The organism is Nostoc cycadae WK-1 (assembly GCF_002897135.1).
GTDB lineage: Bacteria > Cyanobacteriota > Cyanobacteriia > Cyanobacteriales > Nostocaceae > Nostoc_B.
Genome location: NZ_DF978428.1, coordinates 41,067 through 63,485 on the forward strand (window position 1 = coordinate 41,067; position 22,419 = coordinate 63,485).

Annotated in this window: 19 protein-coding genes; 11 read left to right on the top strand and 8 right to left on the bottom strand. The window is 40.0% G+C overall.

Annotation, left to right across the window (positions count from 1 at the left end):
- Positions 1 to 122 precede the first annotated feature (122 nt).
- The gene (locus NCWK1_RS12870; RefSeq protein WP_103124996.1) at positions 123 to 1,127 is read left to right on the top strand and encodes a phosphatase PAP2 family protein; all 1,005 of its coding nucleotides are present in this window, start codon (positions 123 to 125) and stop codon (positions 1,125 to 1,127) included.
- Here the strand turns inward: NCWK1_RS12870 and NCWK1_RS12875 are convergent.
- From NCWK1_RS12875 to NCWK1_RS12890, 4 genes are all read right to left on the bottom strand, one after another.
- Positions 1,107 to 2,513, bottom strand: a complete 1,407-nt coding sequence (locus tag NCWK1_RS12875; RefSeq protein ID WP_103124997.1) for an AtzE family amidohydrolase — start codon at positions 2,511 to 2,513, stop codon at positions 1,107 to 1,109. The two genes, NCWK1_RS12870 and NCWK1_RS12875, sit on opposite strands and share 21 nt — an antisense overlap.
- 3 nt (positions 2,514 to 2,516) lie before the next feature.
- Positions 2,517 to 3,140 (bottom strand): DUF4328 domain-containing protein, encoded by a 624-nt coding sequence (locus NCWK1_RS12880; RefSeq protein WP_103124998.1) that lies wholly within the window; start codon positions 3,138 to 3,140, stop codon positions 2,517 to 2,519.
- Between the two features lie 99 nt (positions 3,141 to 3,239).
- Positions 3,240 to 3,428 (bottom strand): DUF4089 domain-containing protein, encoded by a 189-nt coding sequence (locus tag NCWK1_RS12885; protein ID WP_103125136.1) that lies wholly within the window; start codon positions 3,426 to 3,428, stop codon positions 3,240 to 3,242.
- A gap of 143 nt (positions 3,429 to 3,571) precedes the next feature.
- Positions 3,572 to 5,476: an iron uptake porin gene (locus tag NCWK1_RS12890; protein ID WP_103124999.1), complete on the bottom strand. Its 1,905-nt coding sequence runs from the start codon at positions 5,474 to 5,476 to the stop codon at positions 3,572 to 3,574.
- Between the two features lie 301 nt (positions 5,477 to 5,777).
- Between NCWK1_RS12890 and NCWK1_RS12895 the strand changes: the two genes are divergently transcribed.
- Positions 5,778 to 6,122 (top strand): hypothetical protein, encoded by a 345-nt coding sequence (locus tag NCWK1_RS12895; protein WP_103125137.1) that lies wholly within the window; start codon positions 5,778 to 5,780, stop codon positions 6,120 to 6,122.
- Here the strand turns inward: NCWK1_RS12895 and NCWK1_RS12900 are convergent.
- Positions 6,119 to 7,678 carry a hypothetical protein gene (locus NCWK1_RS12900; RefSeq protein WP_146033985.1) on the bottom strand — a complete coding sequence of 520 codons (1,560 nt, stop codon included), beginning with the start codon at positions 7,676 to 7,678 and terminating at the stop codon, positions 6,119 to 6,121. The two genes, NCWK1_RS12895 and NCWK1_RS12900, sit on opposite strands and share 4 nt — an antisense overlap.
- 138 nt (positions 7,679 to 7,816) lie before the next feature.
- On the opposite strand from NCWK1_RS12900, the gene NCWK1_RS12905 reads away from it, so the two are divergent.
- The 5 genes from NCWK1_RS12905 (at position 7,817) to NCWK1_RS12925 (ending at position 13,948) form a co-directional block, all read left to right on the top strand.
- Complete coding sequence (locus tag NCWK1_RS12905; protein WP_103125001.1) at positions 7,817 to 9,214, top strand: amidase; 1,398 nt, start codon at positions 7,817 to 7,819, stop codon at positions 9,212 to 9,214.
- Positions 9,215 to 9,800: 586 nt separating this feature from the next.
- Positions 9,801 to 10,085, top strand: a complete 285-nt coding sequence (locus NCWK1_RS12910; protein WP_015111786.1) for an HU family DNA-binding protein — start codon at positions 9,801 to 9,803, stop codon at positions 10,083 to 10,085.
- A gap of 26 nt (positions 10,086 to 10,111) precedes the next feature.
- Positions 10,112 to 11,212 carry a threonine-phosphate decarboxylase CobD gene (gene cobD / locus NCWK1_RS12915; RefSeq protein ID WP_103125002.1) on the top strand — a complete coding sequence of 367 codons (1,101 nt, stop codon included), beginning with the start codon at positions 10,112 to 10,114 and terminating at the stop codon, positions 11,210 to 11,212.
- Positions 11,213 to 11,315: 103 nt separating this feature from the next.
- Complete coding sequence (locus tag NCWK1_RS12920) at positions 11,316 to 12,809, top strand: dihydrolipoyl dehydrogenase family protein (protein ID WP_103125003.1); 1,494 nt, start codon at positions 11,316 to 11,318, stop codon at positions 12,807 to 12,809.
- Between the two features lie 194 nt (positions 12,810 to 13,003).
- Positions 13,004 to 13,948 (top strand): trypsin-like serine peptidase, encoded by a 945-nt coding sequence (locus NCWK1_RS12925; RefSeq protein WP_103125004.1) that lies wholly within the window; start codon positions 13,004 to 13,006, stop codon positions 13,946 to 13,948.
- A gap of 124 nt (positions 13,949 to 14,072) precedes the next feature.
- Here the strand turns inward: NCWK1_RS12925 and NCWK1_RS12930 are convergent, their stop codons facing one another.
- The 3 genes from NCWK1_RS12930 to NCWK1_RS30145 all read right to left on the bottom strand — a co-directional run bounded on the left by NCWK1_RS12930 (position 14,073) and on the right by NCWK1_RS30145 (position 19,570).
- A complete protein-coding gene (locus tag NCWK1_RS12930) occupies positions 14,073 to 15,722 on the bottom strand; it encodes a B12-binding domain-containing radical SAM protein (RefSeq protein WP_103125005.1) in 1,650 nt (549 codons plus the stop codon).
- A gap of 222 nt (positions 15,723 to 15,944) precedes the next feature.
- Positions 15,945 to 18,056, bottom strand: a complete 2,112-nt coding sequence (locus NCWK1_RS30140; RefSeq protein WP_245894893.1) for a WD40 repeat domain-containing protein — start codon at positions 18,054 to 18,056, stop codon at positions 15,945 to 15,947.
- 74 nt (positions 18,057 to 18,130) lie between these two features.
- Entirely contained in the window at positions 18,131 to 19,570 is a 1,440-nt protein-coding gene (locus NCWK1_RS30145) for an NB-ARC domain-containing protein (RefSeq protein WP_245894894.1), read from the bottom strand.
- Positions 19,571 to 20,009: 439 nt separating this feature from the next.
- Here NCWK1_RS30145 and NCWK1_RS12940 point away from each other — a divergent pair, with 439 nt between their 5' ends.
- From NCWK1_RS12940 to NCWK1_RS12955, 4 genes are all read left to right on the top strand, one after another.
- On the top strand, positions 20,010 to 20,399 hold the full coding sequence (locus tag NCWK1_RS12940; protein WP_103125006.1) for a hypothetical protein: 390 nt from the start codon (positions 20,010 to 20,012) through the stop codon (positions 20,397 to 20,399).
- Positions 20,400 to 20,587: 188 nt separating this feature from the next.
- Positions 20,588 to 20,893 (top strand): hypothetical protein, encoded by a 306-nt coding sequence (locus NCWK1_RS12945; protein WP_103125138.1) that lies wholly within the window; start codon positions 20,588 to 20,590, stop codon positions 20,891 to 20,893.
- 81 nt (positions 20,894 to 20,974) lie between these two features.
- Positions 20,975 to 21,160 carry a hypothetical protein gene (locus tag NCWK1_RS12950; protein WP_096583428.1) on the top strand — a complete coding sequence of 62 codons (186 nt, stop codon included), beginning with the start codon at positions 20,975 to 20,977 and terminating at the stop codon, positions 21,158 to 21,160.
- 186 nt (positions 21,161 to 21,346) lie between these two features.
- Entirely contained in the window at positions 21,347 to 22,417 is a 1,071-nt protein-coding gene (locus tag NCWK1_RS12955) for a DMT family transporter (RefSeq protein WP_103125007.1), read from the top strand.
- Positions 22,418 to 22,419: the final 2 nt, after the last annotated feature.

The following is a 22,419-nucleotide window of genomic DNA, read 5'->3' on the forward strand; positions in this document are numbered from 1 at the left end:
GCATGGCTAATCTTCCTCCAGGCTGAACACTAGAAGCCTGAGTAGCCTTGATACTATGGGAAAAAGAGACTTTAGCGCCTCTGATGTTTTGGGACTATTACAAAAATTTGTGAAGCAGAACAATGAACACTGATTGTGGCAATCTTCTTGGGGAAAATTTTTTAGTTCGAGCGATACATACTTCTATCAAAGGTAGAGCCAGATATAAAGTGAGGGGATTATATGATTCTCCAGCGCTCAAACAATACCTAGAATTGAGATTGTCAAAGGAAGATATGATCTTTCAAGCCAGTGCTAACCATTTAACAGGGAATGTTTTGGTACTGTTTCAGCCAGATTTTAGTCCCAATGCGATCGCCTGGCTGCTGCAAAATATCGTTTTAGATTACACAAGAGTTCATAAACAATTACCACCCAGTAGTGCGCCAGAATTTATTCCTAGCAAGAGCCTTTCTAGGGTGGTGCTATCAGATACCACAGTCAATCAATGGCGTAGTCAACTAATTCCTGTAGCAGCAGCCTTTTCTGCTTTGTCTTTGGGTGCAGCCCTATTACACATAAATGGTTTAGACACCAGTATTTTACTAACTCTTCAAAAGCTGCATACGCCCTTACTAGATCGCCTCATGGTAGGTATAACTTCCCTAGGTGAGCCACCACTGTTAATCTTGAGTTGTTTAACATGGGAAGCGCTGTTGCTGTATCGCCGCCGTCGATTACAAGCTACTATCTTTGGGATGGCGGCGGTGGGGGCGATTAGTTTAAATTACCTGCTGAAAGAACTGTTTGTTAGGGCGCGTCCAGCTTTGTGGGATTACATTATTAACGTCAATCACTACAGTTTTCCCAGTGGACATGCAATGGTGTCAATGGTGGTTTATGGTTGTATGGGCTATTCCCTCTCCAAAGAATTTCCCCAATGGCGATCGCAGATTTTCACCTTGACTGTGACTTTAATTTTGGCAATTGGTTTTAGTCGGCTTTATTTGGGAGTACATTGGCCTACGGATGTGATTGCTGGTTATGCGGTGGGTTTAGTGTGGTTGACTGCTTGTGTTGTTAATCAAGCTTGTCAAGCGTCAAAAAGTGCGGAGTTAAAGACAGAGTTAGGCGGAGTTTTGGTTTAAATTGACTACGGGGGCATAAATTACACCTTGAGATTCTAAGAAGGCTGCTACTCGTAAGATTAATGCTTCATTGTAGGGTGCGGCGATTAATTGCACACCGAGAGGTAAAGCATCCGGGCGTTGAATGGGAACTGATAAAACAGGTAAGCCAATGAAAGATAAGGGTTGAGTGAATAATCCCAAATGAGGACGCACTAAAATTTCTGCACCATCTAAAATCATTGTCTGCTGACCGATTAATGGTGCGGAAATGGGTGTAGTTGGGGCGAGAATGATATCGACATTTTGGAAAACTTCTCGAACGCGATCGCGGTACCATTGACGAAATCGTTGCGCTTGCAAGTACCAACTACTGGGAATTAACGCCCCAGCCAAAAAGCGATCGCGGGTTGCGGGGTCAAAATCTTGAGGACGCGATTTCAATTGATCTAAATGCAGATTTGCGCCTTCACTGGCTGTAATCACAAAAGCCGCTGCACGGGCGCGTTGAGCCTCTGGTATGGTGATATATTCAGTTACACCTAAAGCCGCTGCTACTGTTTGCACTGCGGCTAATGCTTCCGGTGCTGCACCTTGGATAAAATAATCATCTGCGATCGCAATTCTCAGATGAGAGATATCTTGATGGAGTTGGGGTGAACACAATTGTGGTGGACGTTTCGTACAAATGCGATCGCCTTCATCTTCTCCTTGCAGCACATCAAATACTGTAGCGATATCTTGCACCGAACGGGCAAAACTGCCAATGTGGTCAAAACTACTAGAAAATAAAGTGACACCTGCACGAGATAAGCGTCCGTAAGTTGGCTTTAAACCAAACACCCCACATAAAGCCGCAGGTACGCGAACTGAACCGTTAGTATCAGAACCCAGTGTGAAAGGAACCAAACCAGCCGCCACCGCCGCCGCAGAACCACCAGAAGAACCACCTGCTAACCTGTGTAAATCATGGGGATTGTGAGTAACACCATAATGAAAGTTTTCCGTGACAAATCCATAAGCGTACTCATCCATATTTAAAGCCCCAACCAACACCGCACCAGCTTGTTTCAAGTTGGCGACGGCTGTTGCATCTTGGGTAGCTGGGGAATTTTCGGCATTAATTTTTGCCCCAGCCAGAGTTGTGACACCAGCAATATCAAACAGATTTTTCACAGCAAAAGGTACGCCAGCGAGTAAACCTGGAGAATTACCTTGAGCGATTTCTCGATCAATTCTGGCTGCGTCTGCTAAAGCTGTTTCGGTAATGACGGTGGTAAAACAGTTAAGTTGCTCATCTAGATTGGCAATTCTTGTGAGTGCAGCTTGAGTCACTTCTACGGCACTAAATTGACCACCGCGCACAGCTGCTGCTATTGATAAGGCATCAGCGAACTCTAAATTCATTGGTTAGATAATATTGCGTTTAGCTTTTTGAGTAACCGCAGTCCCCATAGTTTTTGTGAGTTGTAACAATACAACAGTAAAACCCAAGTCGACAAAACAAGATACTAAAAACCACACAGGGAGAAATTTATCTCCAGGATTTTTAGAAGCTTCAAAAACAATGCGGTTCAAAGCTCTTGACCCGATCATAAAACAATATAGTGGCGCTATCAGCGATCGCACTCGTTCACTCAAACTCGTTAAATCACCACCTTCTGCTTGAAATTTTTCGGCAAAGGTAGATAAAGTGTGAGATATTCCCCAAAGGCTGTATATGGGAATCATAAATCGCGCGATCGCACCGCCGGGAGTAATCGGATATTCCTGGAAAAGATTTTTTAAATCAGTATGGATACGATGTAGCCAAACCAAAAAAATAATAATTGAAATTACACCAATCAACAACGAAACTATTGATATGAGTCCATCAATAGAAGCAAATATTTGATAAATTGGCTGTGCTATGACTGCTAACAAAGAGAAAAACGTAGAAATAACGCCAATTCCGATTAGCACCCACAGCAAACGCACCAAAAATTTCCCAATAGCCGCAGACTTCAATGAACTACCAGCATTGAAATTACTCATTTCCTGTTTCCAATAGCATTATTGGCTAATATCTTAATCTTGGTAGTTATATCTAAGACTCAGTGCATTTACTTGAGGAGTCCAGTAGATTATCAGCAACTATGGTTCAAATACTGGTGCAGATTCAACTTCTGCGGGTAAAGGAAAAGAATTTACGAGTTGAGCGATCGCTTTAATTCTTACAAAATTTGCAACCACTCCATCACGATATTCATTTTTGATTGGCAAATTTAATAATAAAGATATTTGTTCAATATATTTATTTACATCTAATTCTTGATTTTGCATATTTTCTAGCAACTTCCCCATTTTAAAATTTCTAATTTGTACAAATATAGAGTTCACACTCAAAACCTCTCTCCTTGTAGGAGAGAGGTTTGGAGAAAGGTCAAAACAGTTCTACTCTCAACCGAGAACTGCTATCAACCATCCTAAAAAGTAAAAGTAGTCCGAAGTACACCCACAGTTGTAGTTTCGTTTCTACTGTCACCTTCAGGGTTAAACAACACAAAAGCTCCGGGAGTAATGCTGATATTATCTGTCAGCTTCAAACGATAATACGCCTCTAAATGATAAGGAGTGGCACGATTTACCCCATCTGGAGCCAGTTGAGCCGTACCACCTGCATCAGAACGAAACAGGGGTTGTCCAAACAGAATTCCCGCATTATTTCCTGATTTAAATAAATCATTGAAGTGCAGCCCTACCATCCAGCTAGTAAAAGTGGTGGAAGCATTAACAGCATCAGAAGAATCATCCACAAACATTGCAGCACCATAACCAGACAAAGCAACTTTTGGAGAAAAGCGCCAAGTTACCGTACCACCAACAGAATTTAGGGACACTGGTGTCCCTAAAGGAACGCCAGCTAACGCACCAATATCATCACGAATTAATCCTGTACCTAAAATGTTAATTTCGTGATAACTGTGGGCATAGTTTAAACCCACATCTATCGAACTAGTGGGTTTAAACGTTAATTGAGCGCTGACAACACTACTACCACCAAATACACCTGCGCCTAAAGGAGTGTTAGAAACACCTGGCACAATCTCACCCGCTTCTTGGGGTATATTCGCATTGACACTACCGTATAAAGCTCTTAAATCTAACTGAGGAGAGATATTAAATATAAATCCCGCTGCCGAGGCTAAACCAGTTCCCGAAGTTCCTCCAGAAACTCGCGCTACAGGATTTAAACCAGCAAACCGCGAAATTGACTCTTGTCCTTCACCATAAAAAGGTGTGATTGCAGGAAAAGCATCAGTTGCTTCCGCAGCAGTTCCCGCAAACAAAGTCAATTTATCAGCAACAGGAAAAACATACAGTAATTTATAGAGTTGTACGCTATTTGCTGCCTGATCTGATAAAGTTTTCACATCAAGCCCAGGAAACAACGGTTCAAAACTTGTCCGCGCACTACTAGCTGTCAGTAAATCCGAAGCTAACCCTAAACCTCTTTGCAAGCTACCACTTCCATCTACACCACCCAAAAAGTTATAAGCTTGTAAACCAGTAATTAATAAATCTTTCCCAGTAAAGCTAGTGGTGAGATTTAACCTAACTCTATTCACCAAGATAATATTAGGATCGCCCTGATTAGGTGCGCCACCTGTAGCACCAATACCTGCGATAATTACCTCTCCATTGAGTTTAGTAGTAGTAGAAAATTGATTTGCTTCTAGTTCTGCGGTGCGTGCTTCTAGTGCATCCACCCGTCCCCGTAGGGTTGCTAGTTCCGCAGCAAAGTCTTCTTGTAACTTCTGCAAAGTTGCTAAATCTTCTTTCTTGACTAAATCAGAAGTTGCTGTGGCGATGAGTTCATTAACTCGTTCTAAACAAGCATTTAAGCCAGCTGCAAATTCATAACGAGTCATAGCACGATTACCGCGATAAGTGCTATTGGGATAACCAGCAATACAACCATAACGCTCAACTAAAGACTGTAATGCTTGAAAAGCCCAATCAGTTGGTTGCACATCAGAAAACTGTGATACAGATGTTACTTGAGGGCTGTCATTGTTATCTGATATCTGCAACTCTTGAGGGGAAAATGAATCTTGGCTTTCTTGCTTGTCTGGAATAGTAGGTGATGCTGCTGGGCTATCATTGGCTATAATTAATTTAGTTTCAGCCGTTTTGGGTAAAGTAACTTGATTAAACTTGTTAAGTTGATTAGGGATTTTGTTATTGACAATTGCTGATTTTTGAGGAGCATTTAATAATAACTTTTGCTCGGTTGGTACGGTATTAGCCAGTGCTTGAATGGGTAATAGTCCGTTAATTAAACATAAAAAACTAGCTCCACTAGCAGAAGCTAGAAGATACTTTGCCATGATTGCTCCTCACAGATATAAAATATTTAAAAAACTTATCTACGGTATTTAACGGTTATGAAGCATTCTCAAGTGAATTGCTCAAAAAATCTTACTTCCTATAAGGAATTACCATAGATATTAAAATATAGTAAATACTATTTAGATAAAAAAATAACATAAATGATGATTAATAATTTTAATACTTTTGATAACCATATTTTAACCATCAAAACTATCTATAGTAACCATAGATAAAACCATGAATATTTGAGAAATTTATATTTACTTTCACTAAAAATTATTTGATATGGGAATACAGATGTCCATACCAAAAAAAGGTACAAGAAAAATTTTAGTTGATGGAGAAACATTCATTTGGCTAATCAGAAGACAAGCTACAAACTGCCAAGTAGACTATCCTGATGGACATATTCATGTTGCAGTAGCACACGCTTCTGAGCCAGGTTCAGTATTAGGGGTTATTACCGATAAACTTCACTCACAGGGGTTTATCCTCACTCCAATACAAACAGTCACACCAAAAGACGTAGCCAAGTGGATAAAGCAAGCTATACAACTTGGATGGATACCTAAAAAGTCAGGCAGAACTTTTCAGGTTTGTGTTATTAGTAATAGTATGATAAAAGCCTGCGGCGCTGATTAATTTTTTTGACTAATTTCCCGATAATTCGCTTGATAATTCAACAAAGTCTCTTTAGCTTGTTGATAAACAAATGTATTTCCAGGAATTTGTTTTAAAGTATTAATTGCCTTTTGCCATTTATTTTTTGCTTGCTCTCGCACCGAAAATGAATGAGGGGAACTTTGGATTAAAAAGTTTGCTTCTATTGCTAATTTATGAGCTATTTCTAAACTATTTACTGCTTTATTTTCAGTAATTACTTTTTTACTAATCACATTAAGATATAAACGATAAGTAATTAACTTATCTTTAGCTTTGGTAGAAACTGATGTATTGTGTGGTATATTTTCTAGTAGCTTAATAGCCTCTTGCCATTTAGATTCTGCTTGTTGCCAAACAATTAAAGGATGGGGTGGAGATTGTACTAAACCAGAGGCTTCCAAACCGAGGTTTTGCGCGGCTTTAAAATTAGCGATCGCAGTTTCTTCTTGATTAAAATTTAAGTAAATTTGTTGGAGTTGGGGAATTTCTGCTTTGAGCATCCAACTACCAAAGCTTAAGAATAATAAACTAGCAGCAATTATCCCACCATAATGAGTTAAATTCTTTTCTTTAAACTTTTTTATTGGATGATAATTTCCTAATTTCCATTTTTCAGATTTAGGTTTGAGTAACTTTTTTTCTGATTTAACTCTCAAAGAACTAATCTGCAAAATCAAACCATCAATTTTAGTTTGGTAAAACTCACAGTCATTAATAATATCTGTTAACTCTTGTAATCTGCCATCCCCAGATATAATTAATTCGTGATCATCATCTAGCCATTCTAGTGCAAAGCCAGATTTACCACAAAAAGATGAGATTCCGAGTAAAATGCTTAATAAATTATGGCTCTGCTTAATATTATTAAAAATAAATTCTAATCTTTCCTTGATTTTTAAAGAATCTTCTTGAGCTTGGATAATTTGCTGAATTTGTTGTTGAAGAATCCTAGGTTTATTTAAATCTAACTGAATTTTTAAGACTTCCTCTACTGATTGAAAGGTTGCAGGGATACTATCATGATTAGCATCAATATTTAGTTGTTGCACTAATTTAATATCACTTAAAATATCAGCAGCAATAGCCTGAATTAAATCACCCCAATCAATCCAGACTTCTATTTTAGCTTGAATTTCTTTAAGGGAAATATCCGCTGGTAGTTTCCCAAATTTTGCTGTTAGCAAGCCTGGATAATCATATTTATATATGTAGACTGTATAATCTCCATTTTTGCAATTTTTTGGGACTGAATCTAAATAAGCAACTGTAGTAGTAGGAGATTTTTCTAATTGGCTGGACTTAACTTTTTCTTGAATATTCCGTAGTTGATCCTGTCCATGATTAATCATGACAATCTGTTGCATGATGTCATGGGAATGTCCAATATTTAGCCTCAGACTATGAACAATTTTTGGTAATTCATTTACCAGAGTTTCTAAATCAGCCATAAATATCCCTTGGGGATTTGCCGAAAGTTGATGTGAAACAATTAAAATGACTATGCAGCAAGGTGTTAGCTTGAATACAAGCTTCATCTTATTGGTGGTAGAGCAGCATCCTGAAAGATAGAAAATCTGAGGAGCTATGGATTCATACTTCCCGTAAATCCTGCTAAAGTAACAAATTCAGTTGAAAAATTTTAAATAATGCACAATTGGTAACTAAAGTCAAATATGAATGAAATTGATTTAGCGTTTACTCCAGCCCTGGAGTTAGCGCGATTAATCCGCCATCGGGAAGTGTCGCCACTGGAGTTGGTGGAAATATATTTACAAAGAATTGAGCGTTTGAACCCCCAATTGGGAAGTTATTTTACGGTGACGGCAGAAATCGCGATCGCTGATGCCCAAGCAAAAACCGAAATGTTGGCAACATCTACTGAACTACCGCCGTTTTTTGGGGTGCCAATTTCCATTAAAGACCTCAACGCTGTGGCTGGTGTCACCTGTACCTACGGTAATCCGGCATTGTTAAATAACGTTCCTAATTATGATGACGGGGTGGTAACGCGGATTAAACAAGCAGGGTTCACTATTCTTGGTAAAACCGCCACTTCCGAAATTGGTTCTTTTCCTTACACCGAACCAACAGGCTTTCCTCCAGCGAGAAATCCCTGGAATTTAGAATATACTCCCGGCGGTTCTAGTGGTGGCGCAGCCGCAGCGGTAGCCGCGGGATTATGTGCGATCGCTCAAGGTTCTGATGGTGGTGGTTCAATTCGTGGCCCAGCTGCTTGTTGCGGTTTAGTCGGGATTAAACCATCACGCGGTAGAGTCACTAAAGCCCCTGTCGGCGATCGCTTGGGGGGAATTGCGGTTAATGGCCCAATTGCTAGGACTGTGGCTGATGCAGCGGCTATGTTAGATGCAATATCTGGTTACTTCACAGGTGATCCTTATTGGCTACCTGACCCCGAACCTTCATTTTTCGCCGCTACCCAAGCAAAAGTTTCTGGGTTACGCATTGCTTTCTCTACTCAAATCACACCTTTGGGAACGGCGGATGCTAATTGTCAGCAAGGTGTATTACAAACAGTCCAGTTATTAGAACAATTGGGGAATACCGTTGAAGAAAACTGCCCAGATTTTAGCGGCTTAGTCGAACCATTCCAAATCGTTTGGCAAGCTGGGGTAGCTGCATCAGGACTTCCCGTAGAGGCGTTGCAGCCTGTTAACCGTTGGTTATTGGCGCGTACAGGTTCTATTGCCGAATATCTCCGGGCTTTATCCCAATTGCAAATTGTCTCCCGGCAAATTGTGGCATTTTTCGACCATTTTGATGTGTTGGTATTGCCTGTATATTTACATTCGCCAATTCGAGTAGGAGAATGGGCGGCTTTAAGCCCCGAAGAAGCATTCCAAAATATTATGCGTTGGGTTGCACCTTGTCCTGCGGCTAACGCCACCGGACAACCTGCGATCGCATTTCCAGTGGGTTTTGATAGTCATGGTGTGCCTATGAGTGTGCAACTTGTGGGTAAACCTGCGGCGGAAGCTACTTTAATTAGTCTTGCAGCCCAAATTGAAACAGCAAAACCTTGGCTTCAACATCGCCCAGCCTTTGCCAGCTAATGACAATGAAGAAGATTAACCCTCAAAAACTTATGAGCAAACGTTAAGTTATTTTACAATCACATAACACTGAGTATCAGAATTTCTCAAAATGACTGGTGCAACTCATCCAAAATCAAAAATCAGTGATGGTTTACAAGCGAGGCGATAGGCTTACCATCCTTAATGCTGAGAAATTCCCAGCGATCGCCCTTGGCAGACTATTAACTCAATAAAATAACTAAATTAGGCCGTAATTAGCCATGAATCCAGATTTTTCTCTTGCCCAATAATTTAATTGTTTCTCTCACAACCAGGGTTTTTACTAAGTATTTATTCCTACTTTAGGGGTGGTTTTGAGTGCAACACACCCCCTAAAAACACAAAAAATCCTGAAATCCATATAAATTAACGGTTTCATATATCCACTTCTGGCTGCTACACCTTAGAATGATTCATTGAAAAGTCGAGCCAAAGGGATGTGTAGCCGTTTTGAGTAGAAATACTCCCTAAGCACGACTTTTGTAGTTCTGCAAACAGAGATTTCAGTAAGGATGCTACATGGTGCATCTTGAATGAAATCTCAAGTAAACCTGAAGGAGTTTATATGAACAAAGGCGAATTGGTTGATGCAGTAGCAGAAAAGGCTAGTGTTACCAAAAAACAAGCAGATGCTGTCTTAACCGCTGCTTTAGAAACCATTATTGAAGCGGTTTCCTCTGGCGATAAAGTCACACTAGTGGGGTTTGGTTCCTTTGAATCACGGGAACGTAAAGCCCGTGAAGGTCGTAACCCCAAAACCAACGAGAAAATGGAAATTCCGGCGACTAAAGTGCCTGCTTTCTCTGCTGGTAAACTGTTTAGAGAAAGAGTTGCACCCCCAAAATCTTAAGTTTAGTTTGCGGAATTTTTATTTTGATGCAGCAACCAGCACACGGGGGAAATTTAGCCTGGGCAGCAGCACTGGCTGGATGTCCCCGTGATGCTATTCTTGATTTTTCTGCAAGCATCAGCCCTTTAGGGCCACCGGATAGTGCGATCGCTGCGATTCAATCTCAAATTAGTAGTCTGAGGCACTATCCAGAACCAGAATATAGTGAACTGAGACTCGCTCTCAGTCACTTCCATCAATTACCTCCAGAGTGGATTTTGCCAGGTAACGGTTCAGCAGAATTATTAACTTTGGTGGGTAGGGAATTAGCAGCATTATCTGCAACAATCTTGCTTACTCCAGCCTTTGGTGATTACTACCGCACTCTGACGGCTTACAACGCTAAAGTTCTGGAGTTTCCCATTGATTTAGCAGTTAATAGTCATTTGTTAATTAACAATGACACGAGTCTGAGTGTTGGCAGCCAGCACTTAGAGCTTTGGGGACAAAGTACTAACGACAAAGGACTGCTGTTAAACAATCCCCACAACCCGACAGGAAAATTATTTTCACGGCAGGAAATTTTACCGCTGTTAAAAGAATTTGCCCTAGTGGTGGTAGATGAAGCGTTTATGGATTTTGTACCACCAGAAGCAGAACAAAGTTTAATTCCGGTGGTGCAGGAATATGAAAATTTAGTCGTGTTGCGATCGCTCACAAAATTTTACAGTCTGCCGGGGCTGAGACTGGGATATGCGATCGCTCATCCCGACCGCTTATCACTGTGGCAGTCGTGGCGTGATCCTTGGCCTGTGAATAATCTCGCTGCGGCCGCCGCAATTGCTGTCATTAGCGATCGCAATTTTCAACAGCAAACTTGGCAATGGCTACCACCAACCCGAAACCAATTGTTTCAAGGTTTAGCTGCCATTCCCGGATTGCAACCTCACACCAGTGCTGCGAACTTTTTATTAGTGGCATCACAACAATCTAGTTCGCAGTTACAGCAACAATTACTCCAACAGCATCAAATTTTAATTCGAGATTGCCTGAGCTTTAAAGAATTAGGCGATCGCTTTTTCCGAGTAGCAGTGCGTTCTGTGTCTGATAACCAGCGCTTATTAACAGCGCTCCAAACATTACTCTAAAATTCGTAGTTTGTCAGAATCTAACTACGAATTATCTTGCACCTTGTAGAGACGCTAATCATCTCGTCTCTACAATTAACTAATGACCAATGACAAATGACAAATGACCATTGATTATGATGTCGTGATTATTGGCGGCAGTCTTGCCGGACGCTATGCTGCTTTAGCTGCAACTAAATGGCACGCGAAAGTGGCTTTAGTAGAACCACGAATAAATTACGGATTTATTTATCACCACACTCTCAGCGAAATTGCTCACCGTTTACAGTCTCTCAATCAAGCAGATAGCTGTGGTATTCATAGCAACCATGCCGACATCGCCGAAAAATGCCATATATCTGTTGCCTGGCAAGAGGCAATGCTATATGCTGACGGCGTTGCGGCCAATGTTCAAGAACTCAATTCTCCAGCGACACTAGCCGCAATGGGAGTAGATGTGATTTTTGGCAAAGGTGAATTTCAAGCTTCACCACATTTGGCATTTGCCATTGATGAAAATGAAGCAACATCAGCCAACACTTGCCAACATCCAGTCCGCCGCCTATTACGAGGACGCACCTATTTACTAGCCAGTGGTTCTTGTCCAGCCGTTCCCAATATTGAAGGTTTACCAGCTACAGGTTACATGACCTTAAATAATATTTGGCGATCGCTCCAAAAAACCACACTACCCCAAAATTGGGTAATTCTTGGTGGTGTTCCGCAAAGTCTAGAAATAGCGCAAACTTTAGCTCGTTTAGGTTGCACTGTCACATTAGTTATTAAACATCCTCATATTCTGCCAAATATTGACCCAGAAATTGCTCAAATTCTTCAGGCACAATTAGAAGTTGATGGTGTACGAATTCTGACTCAAACTGCCGTTACACAAGTCAAACAAATTGATGATAAAAAATGGATTCAAGCTGGAGATAAAGCAATTGAAACTGATGAAATTTTAGTAGCAACAGCACAAAAACCAAATTTTGAGTCTTTAAATTTAGCAGCAGTAGGGGTGAAATGGTATCAGCATCGCTTGGTAGTTAATAATAAATTGCAAACTACTAACAAACGGATTTACGCTTGTGGCGATGTAATTGGTGGCTATGACTTCATTAACATCGCTAATTATGAAGCGAGAATTTCTCTCAATAATGCCTTATTTTTCCCTAGATTAGAAGTTAATTATCAACATATACCTTGGGGAATATTTACACATCCCATGTTAGCGCAAGTCGGTTTGACCGAGACGCAAACAAAACGACAATTTCGTGATGATAAATTTTTAGTTTTACGGCAATATTTTAAATCTTTAACAGCAGCACAAATCAACAGCGAAACTACAGGTATTTGTAAATTAATTGTGTTACGTAATGGCGAAATTTTAGGTGCAACTATCTTAGGTCAAAGTGCAGGAGAACTAATAAATGTAATTGCGTTAGCCATCAATCAAAAAATTAAAATCCAAGATTTAGCTAACTTAGCACCTGTTCATCCCAATTTTACAGAAATTTTGACTCAAATAGCCCAAGAATATCAGCAAATATTAAATAACCACCCAGACGTACAAGATAGATTAGAAGGCTTCTTTCATTTCCGCCGCAATTGGAATTTGTGAATTATCCCAACTCAGATTTGCAGAGATAATTCCGGAATTTGAAGGGTTTTTTGTGTTTTTAAACACGGAGGAAAGTGGAGGAAAGGGCAAAGTAACGCGGAGTATTGGTGCTAGTTATTGAGTGAATGCCATTTAATTAAGCTGATTTTCATCCAAGAATGGTATTTTTGTCTACAAAGCAAAGAGGCTGATCAATGAATAACAGATTGATTTCTCAAAAAAATTCTGCATTATTAATTTCCAGTGTTGTTATTGTTATGAGTTTCGGTGTTTGGGTTTCTGTAGAAGCACAGGTGCAAAAACAACCGGAAACAACAGCAGCTCCAACGTTGAAAAAAGCGGGTCAATTAGAATTACAAAATAATGGCAAACCATTCAAGCCAGAAAAACTTGAGGAGTCAAATAAACCTATTAAAAAAGGAACGCGGGGAACGATAGGCCGGGACGATCGCCTACCCATGTTAAGTAATAATTATCCTTGGTCTACTGTTGGTCGCATTGTTGGCGAATCAAACTCGCAAACTTACACTTGTACCGGGACTTTGATTGATGAGGATATTGTTTTAACTAATGCTCACTGTGTAGTTGACCCAAAAACTGGACAAGTTGCCAGCCGAGTTGCTTTTCTACCCAATGTCGTGGATGGTCAATATAAAGATAGAGCTTATGCTGTGCAGTATCTAGCGGGTACACATTTTCAAGATAAAAATTCTGAGGCTAATGATTGGGCGGTTATCAAAATTGATAGACCGTTGGGGCGCAAATATGGTTATCTAGGTTGGAAGTCTCTGCCTGCTAAAACGTTAATTCGGAATGAGAAAAGATTCTTTTTTGTGGGATATTCTGGTGATTATCCCCAAGCTGAGACGGAAAAGTTTTGGGGTTTAACAGCCGGACAAGGATGGACAGCGGGTTTCCAAGCTGGTTGCAGTATTGTTGATGAGCAGTCAAATATCTTATTACATGATTGCGATACGGCAGGTGGTTCATCTGGTGGCCCGATTATTGCCTCTATTGATGGTGAACCTTATATTGTGGCTTTAAATAATGCGGAAATCGTCGATAGAAGGAGTGGGAAAGGTTTAATTAATTTAGCTGTAAATATCTCCTTTTTAGATAGCTTATTTGGGAAGAAATAAGAGGTTATAAGTTACAGGTTAGAAATAAAATTGTAGGTTGGGTGTAGGCGATAGGGAAACCCAACAAAGTCTTGATGATGTTGATTTTTATTCCTCTACCTAACCTACATTTGAGTCGGCAAAATTAAATATTGGCAAAGTCTTCTAAAGGTGCGATCGCATATTTTCCCTGTGCATCTTGAGTGACTAAACCTAAAGCTATTAAATCTCGATCAATAAACAATTTTGTCGCTTTACCACCTGCATCAATCTTGGCATTAATCAACTGCATCGCATAGCAAATGGTATCATAAACCCTTTGAGGATTCATCGCCATTGTAATTGGTTGATATCTACTCACAGATTCACACAGTCGGTAAACACCATGTTCTTGAAACTGGGGATATCCATAATGCTTGACGGCTCGTGGTAAAAAATATCCAGCAGTAATTGGCTGTTTTCCTGACGGACGCACACAGGAATAACTGCAATCACCAACTGTATCAGCAGCCATACTCCCAGGCATAAATCGCAGCACATTAAAATTCAAAAAATCTGGGTTACACTTTTCAATACCAAAACGAATTGCCTCGATATCATCTGCATAAGTTGTCGGTTCATAACCAATAATCTCAGTCTTTTTATCGTTGAGTTTAGCTTTGGGTAAGCCTAAAATCAAAAAATAACTACTAGGCAATCCCGCCTGATTCATATCTTGAAAAGCTCTGGTAATCTTGGCTGGATAATCAAATGCTTGCTTAATTTGACTAGCAACAGAACCGTTAAATTTGTGGTTAGCTAATGAAACTTCTGGTAAAGTATGCTCAACCCCAAAAAACAGATATACACAATTATGTTCTGCTAAATAACGCATCTGTTCATAATTAATTTTATCGATGCGCGTATTAGAACCCCAAAAAAAGCCTTCTTCTTTAAGAGTTTCGGCTTCACGTTTAGCTGCTTGCTCATGCACAGTAAAAGTATCAACATCTAAATAAATTGCTTCATAACCACGCTGTTTTAGTTGCCGTAATTGTCTACGCAAAGATGCTTCACTTAACCTAATAACACTATTACTTTCACTACTTTTATTACAAAAACCACATCCCCAAGGACAGCCTCGTTGAGTAAATATTTGGGCGGTTTTTAATTGTCTACCATCTGAAGATTTAAAAATATCCATATCATGTACTTGCGGTACATGAACTAAACCAAAGCTTTGGTCAATATCATCAAAATTATTAACTCTGGTTGCAATAGTTCGATGAAATTTCCCATCATCATTTATAAAACATAACCCTGGTAAATGTTGCATCTCTTCATAAAAAGTACCTCTAGCAACAGTATGAGAAATTTCTATAATTGATTCTTCGCCTTCACCATCACAAAAAGCTGTAATCCAAGGTGTAATGCGGGCAATATCTTCAACGCTTTTAGTTGCATAACCACCAACTAAAATTGGTACGTTTTTTCTGCCATATTTTTGAAGTTCGGCAAAAATTTTGCTACTATGATCGTCAATCTCTGGCCATTGAGTTGTGAGACAGCCAGCAAATATAATTAAATCAGCATTGATGATTTCCTTTAAAACATCATCAACTCTTAAATCTAGGCGTTCTAAATCTAGTTGTAAAACTTGCCTAAATCCTGCATTAACCAAACTAGAAGCCAGAACTGGCAAGGCTTTGTTTGCGCCATTAAAGCTTCTGTGTTTCAGAAATTCTCCAATTAATACAATTTTAATGGAATAAATCTGAGTGGATGTTTGTTTACTTTGAGTTTGAGATAATAACACAACGATTACACACCTAAGATTAATATTTTTTGATGGTGTAATGCCCTGGTAGTTGATTGGTATTCTTGGGAAAAAATATAAAAACACCAATCATCTCAATAAATGAACAGGAAAACAGAATGATGTACTTGCATTCATATCTCTTGAGAATGATTTCAGATGCAAATTTTCATCATGAATGTATTCATTTTTGATCAGCCTACTGCCGGAAAGCTGAGAACTTTAATCAACAGCACCTAACATTTTTAAAGAAGCTCTTTCAGCATCTGTTAAGCCTGTGATATTGCTAATATCCATACGTTCGTAGAGCCGATCTGGTTTAAGTGATCGCACTCTCCGACAAGTCTGCACATCCCATAGTTGAATCTTTTCGTCTTCGCCGCCACTCGCCAATACTTTACCATCGGGAGTAAAAGCTAAGGAACGAATCGCTGCTGTATGTCCTAATTTCAAAGTTTCGAGAAACTCGCCTGTATTTACTTGCCACAGCATCACAGTGGTATCAGCACCAGCACTAGCTAAAATCTGCCCATTGGGACTAAATGCCACTGAGTAGACTTGTTGATCATGCCCTATTAAAGTGTGAATACATTCGCCTGTGCGAAGATTCCATAACTTCACGGTTTTGTCTTCGCTACCACTGGCTAAAAGTTTCCCATCAGGACTAAAGGCGACTGACCAAATCATGTCTTGATGTTCTGTAAAGGTTTGGAGACATTCGCCACTGGCGACATTCCAAAGCTTAATTTGACTGTCAGCGCTACCACTTGCCAGAGTATTACCATCAGGATGAAAGGCTACTGTCCACACCCAATGGCTATGTTCTTTGATTTTTTTCAGACAATCACCACTAGAGATGTCCCAGATGCGAATGCTACAGTCTTCGCTACTACTAACTAGGGTTTGCCCATCAGGACTAAAAGCAACTGCCCATACCCAGTTACCGTGTCCAGTCAAGGTTTGAGTACATTTGCTATGGCGAATGTCTGTGATATCCCAGATTTTAATTGTATTGTCAGCACTACCACTGGCGAGGATTTGCCCATTGGGATGAAAGGCGACAGAACGAATCCGTCCTTGATGTTCTGTGAGAGGATGGCATTCTAATGTTTGTAAATTCCACAGGTTAATACTGTGATCATCCCTTCCACTCGCCAGAATTTGACTATTGGGACTAAAGGCTACGGAATAGACATCGCGGGTATAACCTTGTAATACATTGAGACAATTGCCTGTATTTACATCCCACAGCCTGGCTGTTTGGTCGTCACTACAACTAATCAGGGTGCGACTGTCAGGGCTGAAAGCGATCGCCCACACCTGACTATAATGACCTTGTAGTGTTTTCAAACATTCACCCTGGGCGATATCCCAGAGTTTAATTGTTCTATCTTCACTACCGCTGGCGAGGGTTTGCCCATCAGGACTAAAACGCACAGAATAAATTTTTTTACTATGTCCCTCCCAAGTCTGCCGACATTTACCTGTATTTACATCCCACAGTTTGAGGGTGCGGTCGGCACTCCCACTCGCGAGGGTTCGCCCATCAGGACTAAAAGCTACTGAGTGAACCTCATGGTTATGACTAGTCAAGGTTTTGAGACATTTACCTGTGTTGATATCCCACAGCTTAATTTTGCTGTCGGCGCTGCCACTAGCAAGTAAAAAAGTATTATTAAGGGTGGGAGATGGTTGGAAGGTGACAGACCACACCCAATCATCATGACCCAAAAGTGTTTGCTGACATACCCCTGTAGCAATATCCCAAATTTTAATAGTTTGGTCTTCACCCGCACTGGCTAATAGACAACCATCGGGACTGAAACCTACTGAATACACTTTATTTGTATGTTCTGTGAATGTTTGCAGACATTCAGCTGTTTGCACATCCCAGAGTTTAATTGTGTAGTCTGCACTACCGCTGGCCAGGATTTTACTGTCTGGGCTAAAGGCAAAAGCCCAAACCCAAGCACTATGACCTTGATAAATGCGAATTTGTTTAGTATCCGCAGTCCGCCATAATCGAATTTCTCCGGTGATTAAACCTGTGGCAAAAAATTTGCCATCAGGGCTAAATCTCACAGAAACGATACTAGACATCGTTTCTGTGAAAACAGAACTCTTTAAATCAGCATTGGCAAAGCTGGTGTCTTGTAAATTGGCATCTTTGAGATATGCTTGCCAGATAGTCAGTCCCGAAAAATCACGTCCACTCAAATCAATGTATGAATCTGGCTGTGATTTATTTATCTGGAGTTGTCGCAGTAGATTGATTATGTTACCAGCTGCATAACCTGGAGTTGAGGGCGATTCCTGCTGTAAAGTTCTCAGCATTCGTCGTAAATAAGATTCGAGTTCTGTTTTTGTCCCAAAAGCTTTGATGAGCTTTTGCTTAACTGGTTCTAGAATCAGTCGTTCTTGTGTTTGCCGGATATGATCAAGCGATCGCGCTTGTAATAAAGGATGGGCATGAACAAACTCCGGTTTTTTTTTTCGCTAAATTCATGAGTTACCTTTTCGATGTAACTTTCATTCACATATTCCATCACTACAGATTGCTGCCGAAATCTGCTGGTGTTGGCTTCTTTTTCAATTAGCGATCGCCTTAATAAGGACTCTACCACTTCCAAAATTTTTGACTCAACATCTGTAGTTCTTAAATCATTTTTTAGTTGTGCTAGAGACAGATATTCCCGATGAATTGCCAGCCGATACATCACCTGTTTTTCTAAATCTGACAAGCGGTTAAATTGTGTTTCTAGAAGTGAGCGAATATCGCCATAAACAGCATTTTCTTCTTGAATTTCCCTTAAGAATTCTGTAATATTATTGCTAAATAAGTCATAAACTGTGGTACCTACTATTTTTAAAGCTAAAGGATTACCCGAATATCTTTTGACCAGTTCTTCTAATTGTTCATCAGTACATTTACATCCTTTATCCAGCAGAATTTCTCTAGCTTCTTCTAAATTAAGACTAGATAACTGTAAAACTTTCACTGGCAGATTTTTACCTTCTAGTACAGCGACTTCTTTGGGTTTTTCTCGACTAGTTATTAATAAACAACTTTCATGTGATGTTTCTGCCACTTTTTTAAAAAAGTAGCCATAGTTTTCATAACCAGGTTCGTATTCGCCAGCCCATTCTTGAGTTTTGCCTTCACTACTGCGTAGCACTGATTCGACATTATCCAAAATAATTAGGCATCTATGTTTTCGTAAAATATCAATCAGTAAAAGTATTTTGTTATTTTCACTAACTGTTAAGTAATCTTCAGCATCATGAGGTAAAAATCGCAGAAGTTGGTTGAGGATTTCTGATAGTGGTGGTGCATTGCGGAGCGATCGCCAAATTAGATAATCAAACTGCGACTGGATTTCTTGGGCAACTTTGGCTGCAATTACAGTCTTACCAATTCCACCCATACCCAAAACGGCTACTAACCGACACCGTACAGAATCATTAGCATTACCAACTATCCATTCTTCTAAATCTTTAATGTCTGTCTCTCGTCCGCGAAAACCATCTACATCAACTGCTTCACCCCAATCTTCTTTTGGTGAAGTAAAGTTTTCTTGAATACCTTGATATTGAGCGTATAGTTTCTGCTTCAAGTTATAAATTTTTTTATTACCGCTGCCTTCTATACCTAATTTGCGGTAACTTTCTCCTAATCTTTTTCTTACTGCTGGTTGAGAAATAGCCAGTTTTTCGGCAATTTCTGCACCAGAATAATCTTTTAATGCTAATAGTAATGCCTCTAGCTCAGTTTTCGTTACATTATGTTTATTCGCAACTCCTGTAATGAAATCATCGGGAAGCAGAGGCATATCTGCTGCGCTGTTCATCTCATTTAAGCTCCACACAATATATTTGACTTATCAGTATGTGAGAATATTTTCTTATAGCACGACTGTCAAGTCTAAAAAAGAATCTGTCATTACAGAATTTCTGTAACCAGACAATTGTATTACTAGTTGGTAACTATACTATTTCAGTTTTTATGAGTGTAGACGATATTTTTATTCTTTAGAATAAAATATAGGCTACTTTTTACCAAGATTTTTTGTATAAAAACCTACTCTTAGTATAGCTTTTTATATCTACGTGAGATATATACAAGGAAAAATATATACTAAATTTACATAACCAGGCATTTTTTAAAGAAATATTCCTCTTAAGCGCTTGCTTTTTTAATTAGGATGTGGTTATCTTATACACAGAGGAGTGTATGTGAGATATACAGATAAGTCCCGACTCTACAGCTAACATCAGGGGGCAACTAAAATGACCAGTTTCTCAGGACTGCCAGACTTTATTAGAGGCTCTAACTCAATCAAAACTATCTTGGAAGTAGGAGAACAATCCCCAATATTGAAACCGCAAGAAAGAGGCAGTCCAGAAATTTTAGCCAACCCCAAACAGTTATATGCAGTTGAGTTACCACTCGTTTTTTCTCACATGGCTATTCTCTTGATTGAAACCTTGTCTGCAACTCAACACGGCCAGTTAATTATCTCTAGCAGAAAGGGAAATTACGAAGCGATTGTAGAACTGAGTGGTCATATTAGCCACCGACACACATTGAGTCGACAAGAACTACAAGAAATCCAAAAATTACACGAACACATTTTGGAAACCTGGATAGCTTGTAGACAGTCTCGCCACCAAAAATAATCTACTCCATCGCCATAGCTATCACAAGTTCAAGAAGACTGGCAGCTTGGCGAGGTAATCAGAAAAATTGAATATCAATCATCTGAGACTTTGGCTTTTGATAAATGAGAAGTTTACAAGCCGGGCAATGTAACAAAAATTACGTGTCCGGCTTTTTGCTTAGGTTTTTCTATCGAGGAGGAAATTCTATGAGCAACAACAAACAGGACGAAAGGTCTCTTGTTCAACTCCCATCTGAAGACAGGAAGAAAACTATGAAAACTCATCACGAAGACAACCGAAATCCCCTTTTAATCTTGACCGCTAGAGGATTGAAGTTTTTTATGTGGGCTTTAGCTGGTTTGGCGATCGCTTTTGTAGTGTTTCATATTTTCGGTGCATTTGCCCTCGCTAACAGCCTACTATCTGCCGAAGTTTGGGTTTGGTTGGGAAGGGTTGCAGCCTCGTTGTTCTGTTTATTTGCGATCGCCATGATTTTTGAGTCCTGGCGTTAATTCCCAGTTCACGGTGCTGTTTTACATATTGCCTTTGGCTGAGAAATAAGCCAAAGGCATCACTTTACAGGAGGTCATATCATGTCAGATAACAACAACGGCATCACCGGCGAAACACTCTCACCAATTTTGGTCATTTTAGTTGCAGGCTCGATATCTTTAGCAATTGTCAACAAAGATAATCATTCTGCCTATTTCGACCTCGTAAAAATAGCAATGGTCTATAGCTTTGGCTCTCACAAATCCAAGCATAAACCAAAAGAGTAAGCCAAATAGAGATATGTGTTGAGTGGAAAAACACTCCCCACTCAACACTTCACACAAAGACTCCTTGATGTTTCCATTTCATACTTAAGTACTAATTAAGTATGATTTCCTTCACAAAAAGTCACAATTGGGTAGAATTGGTTAAAGTAATCTCTGCTCTTGTGTCATAAAGGTCTCAGCAAACTCATGCAACTGAAACTCAGTGCATCTCGACTACCCTTCGCTCCCTTATTGCTAATTGCTCCCTTTTTTCTCTGGGGAACAGCAATGGTCGCCATGAAAGGAGTTATCCCCCACACCACACCACTATTTATGGCGGGTGTGCGCTTGCTACCAGCCGGAGTGTTAATTTTGGTTGTCGCCGCACTGATGGGTAGACCCCAGCCACAAGGTTGGAAAGCATGGTTATGGATTACCTTATTTGCCTTAATAGATGGGACATTATTCCAAGGTTTTTTAGCAGAAGGTTTAGTCAGAACCACTGCCGGATTAGGATCAGTGATGATTGACTCCCAACCTTTAGCAGTGGCTTTGCTCTCGTTGTGGCTGTTTCAGGAACACATTGGTTTTTGGGGCTGGTTAGGATTGGGTTTAGGCGTGACGGGTATTAGCTTAATTGGCTTACCAGATGAGTTGATATTTCATTGGTTGGGTACACAAGGAAATATCACACTGGGTAACTGGCAAGATTTATTTGCTAGTGGTGAATGGTTAATGTTGTTAGCGGCGCTATCAATGGCCGTAGGCACAGTGTTAATTAGATTTGTGACGCGCCATGCTGACCCTGTAAGCGCTACCGGATGGCACATGATTATTGGTGGTTTGCCCTTGTGGGGGGTTTCCGCATTCAGAGAATCTCAGCAATGGCAAAATATTCTTGCATCTGATTGGGTGGCTTTAGGATATGCCACAGTATTTGGTAGTGCGATCGCTTATGGTTTATTTTTCTATTTTGCTTCTAGTGGCAGTTTAACTAGTCTGAGTTCCTTAACCTTCCTCACACCAGTATTTGCCCTACTTTTTGGCAACCTCTTCCTCTCAGAAATTCTCAGTCCCTTGCAGTGGATAGGCGTTTGTTTGACATTAATCAGCATCTATCTTATCAATCAGCGTGATAACTTAGCTGGACAGAACCAAACACTCAATATTCCCGAAAAAACTCCCACACAGCAACCACCAGTCTTAGAAACATCAGCTAAAAAGCTCAATTCCCTATCTATACAGGTCAGAGAATCGGAGACCGAAATTTTACCCTAATT

Bases quoted from the DNA above. Each gene is read 5' to 3' on its own strand.
- NCWK1_RS12870 (WP_103124996.1), top strand. From the start codon at position 123: ATGAACACTGATTGTGGCAATCTTCTTGGGGAAAATTTTTTAGTTCGA.
- NCWK1_RS12875 (WP_103124997.1), bottom strand. From the start codon at position 2,513: ATGAATTTAGAGTTCGCTGATGCCTTATCAATAGCAGCAGCTGTGCGC.
- NCWK1_RS12880 (WP_103124998.1), bottom strand. From the start codon at position 3,140: ATGAGTAATTTCAATGCTGGTAGTTCATTGAAGTCTGCGGCTATTGGG.
- NCWK1_RS12885 (WP_103125136.1), bottom strand. From the start codon at position 3,428: ATGCAAAATCAAGAATTAGATGTAAATAAATATATTGAACAAATATCT.
- NCWK1_RS12890 (WP_103124999.1), bottom strand. From the start codon at position 5,476: ATGGCAAAGTATCTTCTAGCTTCTGCTAGTGGAGCTAGTTTTTTATGT.
- NCWK1_RS12895 (WP_103125137.1), top strand. From the start codon at position 5,778: ATGTCCATACCAAAAAAAGGTACAAGAAAAATTTTAGTTGATGGAGAA.
- NCWK1_RS12900 (WP_146033985.1), bottom strand. From the start codon at position 7,678: ATGAAGCTTGTATTCAAGCTAACACCTTGCTGCATAGTCATTTTAATT.
- NCWK1_RS12905 (WP_103125001.1), top strand. From the start codon at position 7,817: ATGAATGAAATTGATTTAGCGTTTACTCCAGCCCTGGAGTTAGCGCGA.
- NCWK1_RS12910 (WP_015111786.1), top strand. From the start codon at position 9,801: ATGAACAAAGGCGAATTGGTTGATGCAGTAGCAGAAAAGGCTAGTGTT.
- cobD (WP_103125002.1), top strand. From the start codon at position 10,112: ATGCAGCAACCAGCACACGGGGGAAATTTAGCCTGGGCAGCAGCACTG.
- NCWK1_RS12920 (WP_103125003.1), top strand. From the start codon at position 11,316: ATGACCATTGATTATGATGTCGTGATTATTGGCGGCAGTCTTGCCGGA.
- NCWK1_RS12925 (WP_103125004.1), top strand. From the start codon at position 13,004: ATGAATAACAGATTGATTTCTCAAAAAAATTCTGCATTATTAATTTCC.
- NCWK1_RS30140 (WP_245894893.1), bottom strand. From the start codon at position 18,056: ATGCTGAGAACTTTACAGCAGGAATCGCCCTCAACTCCAGGTTATGCA.
- NCWK1_RS30145 (WP_245894894.1), bottom strand. From the start codon at position 19,570: ATGAACAGCGCAGCAGATATGCCTCTGCTTCCCGATGATTTCATTACA.
- NCWK1_RS12940 (WP_103125006.1), top strand. From the start codon at position 20,010: ATGACCAGTTTCTCAGGACTGCCAGACTTTATTAGAGGCTCTAACTCA.
- NCWK1_RS12945 (WP_103125138.1), top strand. From the start codon at position 20,588: ATGAGCAACAACAAACAGGACGAAAGGTCTCTTGTTCAACTCCCATCT.
- NCWK1_RS12950 (WP_096583428.1), top strand. From the start codon at position 20,975: ATGTCAGATAACAACAACGGCATCACCGGCGAAACACTCTCACCAATT.
- NCWK1_RS12955 (WP_103125007.1), top strand. From the start codon at position 21,347: ATGCAACTGAAACTCAGTGCATCTCGACTACCCTTCGCTCCCTTATTG.